The following is an 11,614-nucleotide window of genomic DNA, read 5'->3' on the forward strand; positions in this document are numbered from 1 at the left end:
ACCGCGGCCCCGCTGAGGTGATCCTCAGCCCTGGAGCGCCTCGATCCGGGCGCGCTCCTCCGCCGGTATCAAGCTGTCGAGCACGGCCCAGAAGCCGCCGACCGCCCCCTGCCCCGCCCGCGAATAGGCCGCCGACAGCCGCTCACGCAGCTGATCGAACAATTCCGCCTCCAGCGCCGCCCCCGCCGCGGTCAGCCGCATCAGCCGCTGGCGACGATCGCTCACGCCGGGCCGGCTTTCGACGAGCGCGCGTTCGGACAGGTCGTTGAGCACGCGGCCCAGCGACTGCTTGGTGATCGCCAGCAGCGTCAGCAACTCGCTGACGGTCAGGTCGGGCTTGCGCGCGATGAAATAGAGCGCGCGATGGTGCGCGCGGCCAAGGCCGCGATCGGCCAGCCCGGCATCGATCGCCCGATAGAGATGGCTGTAGCCGAAATAGAGCAATTCGACGCCGCGCCGGACCTCGGCCTCGCGCAGGAACAGGGGGGACGCGGCGCGATAGCTTTCCGGGGTATTTTGGCCAGCCATGTTGACCGGGTTCTACACCGCGCTACACCGGGCGCAACCCAGCCCGACGGTGATCGGTCCCGTGCGGGCGACGACAGGGAACGCCATGCTCGCCACTGCCACGCACGCCGCGCCATCGCTGGTTTTCCAGCATGATCCCCACCCCGCGCCGCGATCCGCCGATGAACGCGCCGCACTGCTCGCCGCGCCCGTGTTCGGCCGCGCGTTCAGCGATCACATGGTCGTTGTGCGCTATAGCGAAGGCCAGGGCTGGCACGACGCGCGCGTCCAGGCGCGCGGGCCGATCCCGATGGACCCGGCGTCATCGGTGCTGCATTATGCGCAGGAGATTTTCGAGGGGCTGAAGGCATATCGCCTGCCCGACGGCGGGGCGGCGCTGTTCCGGCCCGACGCCAATGCCCGCCGGTTCCGCGAGTCTGCCGAGCGGCTGGCGATGCCGCCGATGCCCGAGGCGATCTTTCTGGATGCGGTGCGCGAGATGGTGCGCATCGACCATGAATGGATCCCCGCGATCGAGGGCGGCTCGCTCTATCTGCGCCCATTCATGTTCGCGAGCGAGGTGTTTCTGGGCGTCAAGCCGGCGTCGGAATATCTGTTTATCGTCATTGCGTCGCCGGTCGGGCCCTATTTCCGGGGCGATTCGCCGTCGATCACGATCTGGACGTCGCAGCAATATACGCGTGCGGCCCCCGGCGGCACCGGGGCGGCCAAATGCGGCGGCAACTATGCCGCTAGCCTGATCGCGCAAGCGGAGGCGACGCGGCAGGGCTGCGACCAGGTCGTCTTCCTCGATGCGGTCGAGCGCCGCTATGTCGAGGAATTGGGCGGCATGAACCTTTTCTTCGTCTTCGACGACGGCACGCTGCGCACGCCGCCGCTGGGCGGCACGATCCTGCCCGGCATCACGCGCAGCTCGCTGATGATGCTCGCGCGCGACGCGGGCATGCGGGTCGAGGAAGCGCCATACGCGATCGACCAGTGGGAGGCGGATGCACGCAGCGGGCATTTGCGCGAGGCTTTCGCCTGCGGCACCGCGGCGGTCGTCACGCCGATCGGGCGGGTGCGCGGCGAGAAGATCGACTTCACGATCGGCAATGCCGGCCCGGGCACGGTGACGGGAACGCTGCGCGAGCGCCTGGTCGCGATCCAGCGCGGCATCGCCCCCGATCCGCACGGCTGGGTCGAGCGCGTGATCTGAGGCACGCACGATCCGGGCTTTGACGAAGCCCCCGCCCCGCGATAGAGGGACGGCCCGCCGGACGCACCGGCGGTTCCTGCTGGGGCGTCGCCAAGCGGTAAGGCACCGGTTTTTGGTACCGGCATTCGCAGGTTCGAATCCTGCCGCCCCAGCCAGATCTTACCGAACGCGCCGCGAAGGCATGCGCTTGCCGCCGATCGCGGCGGTGCCCGATTTCACCGCGACGCCCACGCTTGAAGCGCAACTTGTGCGCGTCTGGAACCACCTGCGCACGATCCTACCACGCGCAGGCATGACGACCGACAATCCGGCGCACTTGAACAGCTAGCCTCGCGGCGCAAGCTACGCCGACGCCGACATCACCGTGTGACGCATCCAGCCGTCGCCGAGCCGGCTAGAAGCGGTTGGCCAAGGTCACGCCGAACGTCGCCGGATCGCCCAGCTGGCCGACAGCCAGGCCGTTGTTGCCGGGCTGGTTCGACAGAAACTCGAAATATTCGGTGTCGAAGGCGTTTCGCGCCCAGACCCAGGCATTCAGCCCGCTGGCTTGACGATAGCCGACGCGGAAATTGGCGATGCCATAGCCATCGACCACAAAGAACGGGGATGGCGTGGCGTTCGACGAGAAGGCCGAGCGATAGCTCGCATCGGCGCCAGCATAAATCTCGCCCCTGCCCAGCGGAAAATTGACTTCGCCGCCCCAGGCGAGCGCCCATCTGGAAATGCCGGGAAAGCGTTCGCCGGAGATGTCCTTGAACCCGCCCAGCGTGCCCTGGCAATTGGCCGGGACATTGGGGGTCGCCGCGGTGATCCCGGTGCACTCGGGCGGCGGCGGGGCATCGGGAAAATCGCGGAACTCGCCATCGTTGAAGGCGACGTTGAAATAGGTGGCGATCCGGTCGCTGGGGCGCAGGCTCAGCTCGCCCTCGAACCCCTGGATACGGACATCGGCATTGGCGAGATAACCGCGCACCACCCCGATGGCGCCGTTGGTGACGGTCGTCTGATAGTCGTCGATATCGGTCCGGAACGCGGTGAGGTTCAGGGTCACGCGCCGGTCCCAGAACTGCGTCTTGGCACCGATCTCGAAATGGTCGAGCTGCTCGGGCCGGACCTCGACCAGTTCGGTGGCGACCGTCACCCCGTCGGCGCGGAACGGCAGGCCGTTCAGGTTGAGCCCGCCCGATTTGAAGCCGCGCGCATAGATCGCGTAGAGTTGCACATCGTCGACCGGACGCCACGACAGGTTGATGTCACCGGAAACGTTGAAGTCGCGATAACGCCCGGCGTAGGACTGGGCGGGCAGCGCCGCGCGTTGCTGGGCCTGCTGCGCCGGTGTCGGATTGGCGATGCCTCCCGTCACCGTCGCGTCATAGGTCGAATCCTTGGTATCATAGTTGAGGCGCAGGCCCGGCTGGAGGCGAAGCCGATCGGTCAGGTTCCAGGTGAGCTGGCCATAGGCAGCGACGCTGTTATTCTCAAAACGGATGTCGTTGCGCTGGGTCAGCCCGTCGAGCACCGCGGGGTTGGCCCCGGCCGTCGGCCCGTTGCTGAACAGATTGGCCGCCGCGCCCTGGGACTGGAGGCCGCGGGTGTCGATCGTCTGGCGGAACCCGAACAGTCCCGCGACGAAATCGACGCGATTGTCGCCCGAGGTGGCGAAGCGAAATTCCTGTGTCAGCTGGCGCTGGTCGGAGGGGTTTTCGGACCGGGTCGTGATGGGCAGGCCGATGAAATCACGGTCGTTCGACGGACGCCACGTCCAGAACCGCCAAGCCGTAACCGATGTCAGCGTGCTGTCGCCCAACTGCCATTCGGCGACCAGCGACGCACCGCCCAGATCCTGCTGCGCGCGCAGATCGGCGTCGACATCGGTGATGCGGGCAAAGGGATCATCGGTCGGCAGCGCGTAGCCGAGCGCCGCCGTCAGCGCGGCAAACTGGCGATTGGCGGCACGCAACGTCGGAAAGACCCGCGCCGGCACCTGGGTGTAGCCGTCGGGCCGCTGGCGGCTCCAGTCGGCCGCGAAGGTCAGCTCCAGCCCCTCGACGCCGGTATAAAGCAGGGTGCCGCGCAGGCCGAGATTGTCGAGCGAATTGGTCCATTCGTCGGTACGCACGTTGCGCACCGTGCCGCGCCGGGTGGTACCGACGATCGCCAGGCGCGCCGCCAGCGTCTCGCTGAACGGCCCCGACACCGATGCCTTGCCCTGGAAGAAGTCGTAATTTCCCCCGCTCAGCTCGACACGTGCCTCGGGCGAGAAGCTGGGTGCACGGGTGCGGATATTGATCGCGCCGGCGGTCGTGTTCTTGCCATAGAGCGTCCCCTGGGGCCCGCGCAGCACCTCGACCTGTTCGGTATCGATGAAGTCGAGCGCGGACGCCGCCGGTCGCGCATAGTAAACCTGGTCGATATAGAGCCCGACGCCCTGTTCGATCCCGTCATTGGTGAGGCCCAGCGGCGCACCGAGCCCGCGGATGTTGATCGCGGAATTGCGCGGGTTGGACGCGTAATACTGGATGACCGGCTGAATCTGCGCGATGCGGCTGATGTTATAGGTGCCGGTCGAGGTCAGCTGGCGTTCGCTGAACACGCTGATCGGCACGGGCACGTCCTGAAGCGCCTCCTCGCGGCGGCGGGCGGTGACCAGGATGGTCTCGCGCTCGGCCTCTGGTTGTTCGTCATCCGGCGTCGTTTGGGCGTGGGCGGGTGCTGCGGCGAGCAGCGGCAAGAGCAGCAACAATTGGCGCGACGGCATGTGCATGACGCGAACTCCTCCCTGTCGGTCGCCCGAAACTCGATCGATTCGATAGGAATTACAAAGAAGGAGAAATTGTCGAGCCAAAGCTTCCGCTTTGCGGCATCCCGGGTCGGCGAGCGGGCCGCGGGTTCAGTCGAGGCCGACGAGCCGTGCGACGCCGGTGCGCAGCATCGCATCGATGATCGCGGCGTCACTGGACATCGGCAGCTGGCCGGTGATCGACAGCGTGACGGCACCGTGGACGATCAGCCTCAGGTCGCGCACGCGCGCGCTGGCCGCCGCCCGGGTCGAGGCCGGGCAGCGCGGCCGCGAGATCGTCGAGCTGAGCACAGATCCGGCGGGCGACGAATGTCGAGCGCCCCCGACGCAGATGCCAATCCCCGATTGACGATGATCGACGCGTGCCGCCACTATCTGCGGTGGACACAGCCGTCAGCGGCCGCGGCGGCGGCGAGGAAGTTCGCGCGATGAAACGGGGAAGGATCCTGGCCGGGGCCGCGATCACGCTGGTCACGATCGGCGCGGCGGGCTGGTTGCTGTCGGTACAGGTCGCAGAGTCGCAGTCCCGCCCGGTCGCGGCCGCCGACGCGGATCGCCGGGCGCATGGCGCGGCGGCCTTCATGGGCGCGGGCTTCGGCGGGATCAGCACTGATGCGCTTGCAACCAACGCGCTCCCGTGGCGCATCGCGGCCACGGCGCTGGTACTCGACGCGCAAGCCAGTGATCCTGCCGCATCGCTGTCGCAGGCAACGCTCGACAGGGTGCTTGCCCGCTTCGGTTTCCTGACCGGCACCCGCGTGGTCGATCTGCCGCAAGGCGTGCGCCAGGTTGCGTCGTCGCTGCCGCTCGGCATGACCTATGGCGATATCGCCCCGGTGGCGGGGGCAAAGGTCATGGTTTCGAACCTCGGTTGTGCGGCGTGCCACGCGGGCGCGACCTACAACGCGGAAGGCATCCCGATGCCGGATCGCCCGGCCCTTGGGATGCCGAACACCTCGATCGACCTCGAAGCCTACACCCTTGCCGTCTTTCGGGCGATGCGCCGGCATATCGATTCGCCCGACCTCCTTCCCGCGGCGCAGACCCTGTTCCCCGAGATGGGCTGGCGCGAGCGCGCGAGCCTGCAGCTGATCGTGCTTCCCCTCGCCCGCAGGCGCCTCGACGCGCTCGCCGATGCGGAACGGCCGTTACCGTTCACCAACGGCGCGCCGGGAAGCACCAACGGGGTCGCCGCGCTCAAGCAGGCGCTGGGGACGCCGTTGACCGACGGCGGACGGGGCGATGCGGGCGTCGTTTCGATTCCCGATCTCGGCGGCCGAACCTGGCGGACGCGCCTGCTTGCCGACGGGGTTTACGCGGTCCCGGGTGCGGGCGCCGGTCCGACGACGGCTCCCCCCGACCCGTCGCGGCGGCGCGCACTGGCCGCGATCACGACATTTTTCACCGTGCCGAGCATGGGCGTACATCCCGACAAGGCAAAGGCGAGCCTCGACGACGCCGAAGACGTCATGGCCTTTATCGACGGCTATCGGGCGCAGCGGTTTCCCGGCGTCGTCGACCGCGCTGCCGCGGCGCGCGGGCGCACGCTTTACGCGGGCCAATGTGCGCGTTGCCACGGGACATACGACGACAGGCTGGACGCGCCGCGGCTCGTGTCGTTCCCCAACTGGTACGGCGATGTCGGAACCGATCCGATGCGCCGCGCAAATTTCGATTCCGCGTTGGCGGCTGCCGTGGCGAAGTCCCCCTATCGCGCGCTCATCACGGTCCGTCAGGGTCCGGGCTATGCGGCGCCACCGCTCGCGGGACTTTGGGCGTCCGCGCCTTACCTGCACAACGGATCGGTGCCGACCATCGCCGCCTTGCTCGATCCCGCGCGCCGCCCGGCCCGGTTCATGGTTGGCGGACATGCGCTCGATTTCGGCGCGCTCGGGCTGAGGTTGACAGCGGACGGGCGCTATCCGCCGGGGTACCGGCCGTTCTCCCGTCCAGCATGGATCGATACGGGCACGCCGGGCCGCGGCGCGACGGGGCATTTGCAGGGCACCGCGCTGTCCGCGGCCGACAAGCGCGCGCTGATCGAATATCTGAAGCTGCTCTAGCCGATTAGAACTTCGTCGATCGGCAGCCGCGCCCGCGCCGTAATGGGTCCTGCCGGCCGGCGACCGAGCCGGAAGGCCGAGACGAGCCGCCGATCCTGCGGGATGCGCGCCACGTGCTTCGCCCATGCGTTCGCCTCCGGATCGTCGGCCAGCGCCGCGAGCACCGCCGCGCCGAATCCCGCCGCCTCAATCCGCAGCCACAGGCGATAGAATTTGCGGCCGCTGTCGAACGGATCCTCGCCGACGGGGCGGTGGAACAGGACGACCGCCGCGTCCTTCGCGATCCGGCCCCCCTCGGAAACCAGCGGCTTCGCCAGTCCGGCCCGCGCAAGCCATCCGAACATCGGCCCGAGCACCAGTCCGGCGCCCCTGGCCGCGATCGGCCCCATCGCCATGGCATCGGCATTGAGGCCATCGCGCGCCCAATCGGGATGTCCGCGCGACAGCCGCATCCACGACAGCAATTCGCGACGAAACGGATCCTCGCGCATGAAGCGCCAGCTGGCCTCGTCGAGGTGGCGGTCGACAGCCCTAAGCGTCGCGGGGTCGGCGAGTATGGCGGCATCATCGCCGACGAGCGCGGTGGCGGCGTCGCGGTCGGCGGGCGAGGCTTTTTCGAAGCCCCCCCGGAACGAACTGCGCCTGTCGACCCATTCCGCCAGGGGATCGGGCTCGACCGGCCCCGACAAAGCGAAGTGCGCGGTGCGTCGGAGCCCGGTTTCCCCGCCGCCCTGCAACCGCTCCACACGAACGCCCCGCGTCGCGCGGCTGGCGGCGAGACAAAAGCCCTCTGCTGCCGCGCCGAGGCTCATTGCGGCATCGTGGCCGGTCGGATCGGCGGCGGGCAGGCGCCGAGACAGGTCCTCGAAAAGCGTCGCGCCATCGTCGTCGATCCGCCAGCGGGCAGGTTGCACATTGTGCACGCTCGGCGCGAGCGCCGCTTCAGCCACGAGCGCCGCCATGTCCTCGCGGGTCATGCGATCTCCTTGCGGAAAAGATGCGTGCGATGGAGCGGCTTTCCGCCGAGCCGATCGATCTGGCGGAGGCTCGCGGCGTTGACGTCGGCAATCCAGGTGACGCCCAGCCGCTCGTACCCGGCATCGCGCAGGGCGGTCACCGTCCGCGCCAGCATCGCCGGCATGACGCCGCGGCCGTGCCATGCGGTCGCCACCGAATAGAAGATGATCACCGCGCGCTTCCGGTTGATCCGATACCGCAGGTAGTGCCACGGCGTCGCAAGGCCGATGCGCGAACGCGTCGCGGCGAGGAAGCCGTTGAGATCGGGGATGCAGATCACCGCCCCGATCGGCTTTCCGTCGTGGTGCAGTACGGAAGACAGCCGCGGATCGAGGATCGCGCTCATCTCGCCGGCCTGGAATTCGAACTCGTCGGCGGTCAGCGGAACGAACATGGGATTGGCCGCAAAGCCATCGTTGAGCACCTGTCGCGCTTCGGCCATCCGCTCGGGAAAGACGCGCTTTTCGACCGGTGCGAAGCGGAAGCCAGCGGCGGCGTCGAACCCCTCGACGGTGGCCAGGTTCACGGTCGACAAGTCGATGTCGAAGGTGGTCATCGGAAAGAATGCCTGGAACCCGTTTGCATCGAGCAGGCGCGGCAGATGCGGCGGCCCGACGATCATATCGGTATAGGCGCGATTGCCGAAGCCGCCGGTCTGCACGCCCGCCTGCTGCATCGCGGTAAGGTTGAAGTTTCCGACCAGCTCATTTTGCGCATGCGCGCGCGCAAAATCTGTCGCAGCGTCGAGCAGCGCGCGGGCAGCGTCCCCGTCATCGGCGCAGTCGAAGAAGCCGAACTGCGCGCGGCGGATGCCATGGCGCATGTTCGACTGCGAATGGACATGCGCCACGATCCGGCCGAGCGGACGCCCGTCACGATGGGCAGTCCAGTAGCGGAACGGATTGCCGGACGCCCACAGGGGGTTCCTCGCGGGATCGAGCATCCGGCGGATATCGCGCTTCAGCGGCGAAACATAGCCGACCGAGCGGTCATACACGGCGAAGGGCACATCGAAAAAGGCGTCTGCATCGCCTTCGCGCAGCTCGGTTGTCACGCGCTTCGCTCCAACAGCCGGGAAAGCAGAATCAGCTCGTCGCCCAGGCGCGGGCCTGCGAAGCTGCCGGCCGATACCGCGAGGAAGCGTGGCTGATCGCCGGGCAACCGGACGAGATGCGTCGCCGCGAGCGAGTCGAGCAGGTCACGGGCTGCGTCGCGCAAATCCGGATCGACCGAGGAATCGCTCACGACCGGCATCGCCGCGAGCGTCGAAACGGTCGATTGCGGCCAGGCTGCGAGCGCCTCACCCTCGATGACCCTGCCCGTCGCCAGCAACGGATGGCTTGCGAGCAGCGCCGCGGGATCGCGGGGATCGGCCCGGGCGAGCGCGCGGACGAGTCCCTCGGTGCCGCGACGACTGCGCGCAAACCGCTCGACAAGCAACGCCAGCGCCGAAAGCGCAGTACCGAACGCGGCGGCGCTCGGGCTGCCTTCGCTCGCCAACGCGGCAAGTCCGCCTCCGCCCAGGCACAGGAGGACGTCGCGCACAAGCTTGCGCGGCGCATCCGCACCGTCGACCAGGCGCGACGTCGCGAGGACGAGCAGCAGCATGGCGAAGGGGCCGAAGCGCACGGGCAAGCCGGGAGCGATCGCGTGGAAATCGGTCAGCGCCATCGGAATGGTCGCGGCCAACGCGATCAGGAAGGTGTCGGCGGTCGCCCGCTCACCCTGCGACAGCCCGGTCCGGTTGGCCGTTATAAGCATCACCATCAATGCGACGACAATGGCCTGGAATGTCGCGAGCGCGACGAGGGTCGGCCCGCTCCAGACGAAGCCGATGGTCAGCGCGATAACCGAGAACGCCGCCCCCCCGACAAGCGCGAGTAGCTTGATCCAGCGCGCCGCATGCCGCCGGACCAGTTCCTCGGCAAAGCGCAGCCCCGCGAGCGGCAGCCAGGCGGCCACGACCATCAGCGCCACGGTAACGAAGGACGCGGTCGCGCCCGGCACGAGGACGATGACAAGGCGGCAGACGAGCAGGGCTGCAACGAGGCGATAGATCGTGGCCAGCCGCCGCGCCACCGGATTGGCGGCGCGCCCCTGCGGGCCGATGCCGCGCAGCGCAACGGTGACTGCAAGCAACGCGACGGCGAGCAGGACCGGCTGAACGAGCCCCGGCGTCACGACATGAAGCGCTTCATGAAACGGCGCACGACGAGCTTCTTCGGCGCCGCGAGAACAGCCGGAAGCGGCTTCTCGACACGGCCCGCATGCGGATTGAAGAACCAGCCCCGGTGGTCCGCCCCGCCCTCGCGCCGGAGGATTACGCGGATCGCCTCCTCCGCCATCATCGTGCCGGCCATGGTCACCATCGTCGAGAACGAGAATCGCGACCGCGTGCCGGCCGCCACCTCGCCCGCGATGTCGAGGTCGACATATTTGTGCGAACTGCTGTGGACGAGGACATACTCGATCTCGCGCATCAGACACTCGATCTTCATCCCCGGCGTCACCGCCTGCCACTCCACCCCGACGGTGGGGTAGGACAGACGTTCCTCCAGACGCGGCGCGGCCGGGCCCACGCGCGTCACCGAGGGCAAGGGCGAGGCATAGGCATCGATAACCGTCTTTCCATGCGCCTTCGCGCGGCGATAGAGATGCACCCCGGCAGCGGCATCGTCCATTCCGTTGACGACGACGTCGACCCGCTGAAGGATGTCGTCGAGTTGCGCGGTCCATTCGCCGCCATGGACCAGAACCCGGGCATCCGGATTGATCCGGAGGGCGCCATCGCGCGCTGCCTCTGCCTTTTCCCGGCCGACCGTGTCGAGCGTCGCAAACAGTTGACGATTGAGGTTCGAGACCTCGAAATCGTCGATGTCGGCGATGACGAAGCTGCCCACACCTGCACGCACCAGCGCCATGAACGCCGCACCGCCCATGCCGCCGACGCCGGGAATGAACACGCTGCCGCCGCGTAGCCGATCTTGCTCGTCCTCGGTCACAAAGCCGCGGTTGCGGGTGGTCATCTCGCGATAGGAGAATTCGATCATGCGGGGCGCAGCCTACCATGGGGTTTGCGGGGGTCGAGCCATTGAAGCGTCGGCGCGATCACCGCGGCGAGCGCGATGAAAACGACCTGCACCATGAGTGCCGGCAGCGCACCGCGCGGGACCATGCGCAGCACGTATCGCCGCGCCGTCGCCAGATCGAGCTTGCCGATCTGCAGCACGTCGTCCCCGCGCGCATAGTCGAGCGCGGCTTCGCAATATGCATTGTAGCGCGGGTCGCGATGCTTGGCGGCGACCGCGAAGGTTTTTTTCAGATTGTCCGATCCGCCGGTGTAGGCGTCGGTGATCACCTGTGCATCAGCATCGAATCCGGCGTCCTCACCGACGCCGAACGCATCGCGCTGGCTGCGCATGATCTGGTGCGCGAAGTGGCGATGCGCGAAGGTCTGCCGGGTGCCCGCCTGTGCCGGGTACACGTCGGAGAACGTTTCCGCGACGAGGCCGACGACCGCGGGAACCTGCGTCACGCTGCTGATCCATAGGGACCGCAAGCCGCGACGCACGAACAGCGCAAAGCAGGTAAAGCCATAGAGCACCCATGAGAGCCCCTCGCCGCGATCGTTCGGGTCGATCATCACGAGGCCCAGATGGAGAATTTCTTCGGCCTGCCCCCCGCGCACGACCGGCAGGATCGGCATGGCGTTGAACGCGATCGGGCGACCATCGTCGCGTCGGCGCACGATGGTGATCACGCTGCGCGCCCAGGGCGAGCGATCCTCGCCGAACAGACCATAGTCAAGATCGCGCCCGCCGAGGCAGGCGCGCACCACGACCGCGCAATCGGCGACCAGCCGCTCGACATCGACGGGCGCGAGCCAGGCGCCCGGTCGCTCGATCGTCTCCACGGAGAGCTCGGGCGAGGCCGCGAAGCGCAGATGCAGATAGTTCCCGCCAAACGCTTTCAGAAATGATGCCCGCCCCATCGCCATATGATACGCCA

11 protein-coding genes and 1 tRNA gene are annotated in these 11,614 nt (G+C 67.9%); 4 read left to right on the forward strand and 8 right to left on the reverse strand.

The features are described from left to right. Window positions 1-24: 24 nt before the first annotated feature. Window positions 25-528 (reverse strand): helix-turn-helix domain-containing protein, encoded by a 504-nt coding sequence (locus GO308_RS14160; RefSeq protein WP_240885899.1) that lies wholly within the window; start codon window positions 526-528, stop codon window positions 25-27. A gap of 85 nt (window positions 529-613) precedes the next feature. Between GO308_RS14160 and GO308_RS14165 the strand changes: the two genes are divergently transcribed. The 3 genes from GO308_RS14165 (at window position 614) to GO308_RS14175 (ending at window position 2,054) form a co-directional block, all read left to right on the forward strand. Then, window positions 614-1,726, forward strand: coding sequence for a branched-chain amino acid aminotransferase (locus tag GO308_RS14165; protein WP_066477780.1), 1,113 nt, complete (start codon window positions 614-616; stop codon window positions 1,724-1,726). 80 nt (window positions 1,727-1,806) lie between these two features. Beyond that, a tRNA-Gln gene (locus tag GO308_RS14170) sits at window positions 1,807-1,881 on the forward strand. Between the two features lie 26 nt (window positions 1,882-1,907). Then, entirely contained in the window at window positions 1,908-2,054 is a 147-nt protein-coding gene (locus GO308_RS14175) for a hypothetical protein (RefSeq protein WP_240885900.1), read from the forward strand. 66 nt (window positions 2,055-2,120) lie between these two features. On the opposite strand, the gene GO308_RS14180 is transcribed toward GO308_RS14175, so the two are convergent. Together GO308_RS14180 and GO308_RS14185 are read right to left on the reverse strand one after the other, a co-directional pair. Next, window positions 2,121-4,490, reverse strand: coding sequence for a TonB-dependent receptor (locus tag GO308_RS14180; RefSeq protein WP_240885901.1), 2,370 nt, complete (start codon window positions 4,488-4,490; stop codon window positions 2,121-2,123). A gap of 126 nt (window positions 4,491-4,616) precedes the next feature. Then, window positions 4,617-4,817 (reverse strand): hypothetical protein, encoded by a 201-nt coding sequence (locus GO308_RS14185; RefSeq protein WP_240885902.1) that lies wholly within the window; start codon window positions 4,815-4,817, stop codon window positions 4,617-4,619. 89 nt (window positions 4,818-4,906) lie between these two features. On the opposite strand from GO308_RS14185, the gene GO308_RS14190 reads away from it, so the two are divergent. Further along, window positions 4,907-6,589 (forward strand): hypothetical protein, encoded by a 1,683-nt coding sequence (locus GO308_RS14190; RefSeq protein WP_240885952.1) that lies wholly within the window; start codon window positions 4,907-4,909, stop codon window positions 6,587-6,589. Here GO308_RS14190 and GO308_RS14195 read toward each other — a convergent pair. The 5 genes from GO308_RS14195 to GO308_RS14215 are packed head-to-tail and all read right to left on the reverse strand — an operon-like array spanning window position 6,586 to window position 11,603. Next, window positions 6,586-7,566, reverse strand: coding sequence for a hypothetical protein (locus GO308_RS14195; protein ID WP_240885903.1), 981 nt, complete (start codon window positions 7,564-7,566; stop codon window positions 6,586-6,588). The two genes, GO308_RS14190 and GO308_RS14195, sit on opposite strands and share 4 nt — an antisense overlap. Further along, a complete protein-coding gene (locus tag GO308_RS14200) occupies window positions 7,563-8,660 on the reverse strand; it encodes a GNAT family N-acetyltransferase (protein ID WP_240885904.1) in 1,098 nt (365 codons plus the stop codon). Before GO308_RS14200 ends, GO308_RS14195 begins: the two co-directional genes overlap by 4 nt. Then, window positions 8,657-9,787 carry a hypothetical protein gene (locus GO308_RS14205; RefSeq protein WP_240885905.1) on the reverse strand — a complete coding sequence of 377 codons (1,131 nt, stop codon included), beginning with the start codon at window positions 9,785-9,787 and terminating at the stop codon, window positions 8,657-8,659. The genes GO308_RS14200 and GO308_RS14205 overlap by 4 nt, the downstream gene beginning before the upstream one ends. Continuing rightward, window positions 9,784-10,608: a ThiF family adenylyltransferase gene (locus GO308_RS14210; protein WP_240885906.1), complete on the reverse strand. Its 825-nt coding sequence runs from the start codon at window positions 10,606-10,608 to the stop codon at window positions 9,784-9,786. The genes GO308_RS14205 and GO308_RS14210 overlap by 4 nt, the downstream gene beginning before the upstream one ends. Window positions 10,609-10,652: 44 nt before the next feature. Beyond that, window positions 10,653-11,603, reverse strand: coding sequence for a hypothetical protein (locus GO308_RS14215; RefSeq protein WP_156437661.1), 951 nt, complete (start codon window positions 11,601-11,603; stop codon window positions 10,653-10,655). Window positions 11,604-11,614 lie beyond the last annotated feature (11 nt).

It is taken from the genome of Sphingomonas sp. SFZ2018-12 (assembly GCF_022496715.1).
Lineage (GTDB): Bacteria > Pseudomonadota > Alphaproteobacteria > Sphingomonadales > Sphingomonadaceae > Sphingomonas.

What these genes read in the sequence shown, in the direction of transcription:
- GO308_RS14160 (WP_240885899.1), bottom strand. Translation starts at nt 528, where the DNA reads ATGGCTGGCCAAAATACCCCGGAAAGCTATCGCGCCGCGTCCCCCCTG.
- GO308_RS14165 (WP_066477780.1), top strand. Translation starts at nt 614, where the DNA reads ATGCTCGCCACTGCCACGCACGCCGCGCCATCGCTGGTTTTCCAGCAT.
- GO308_RS14175 (WP_240885900.1), top strand. Translation starts at nt 1,908, where the DNA reads ATGCGCTTGCCGCCGATCGCGGCGGTGCCCGATTTCACCGCGACGCCC.
- GO308_RS14180 (WP_240885901.1), bottom strand. Translation starts at nt 4,490, where the DNA reads ATGCACATGCCGTCGCGCCAATTGTTGCTGCTCTTGCCGCTGCTCGCC.
- GO308_RS14195 (WP_240885903.1), bottom strand. Translation starts at nt 7,566, where the DNA reads ATGACCCGCGAGGACATGGCGGCGCTCGTGGCTGAAGCGGCGCTCGCG.
- GO308_RS14215 (WP_156437661.1), bottom strand. Translation starts at nt 11,603, where the DNA reads ATGGCGATGGGGCGGGCATCATTTCTGAAAGCGTTTGGCGGGAACTAT.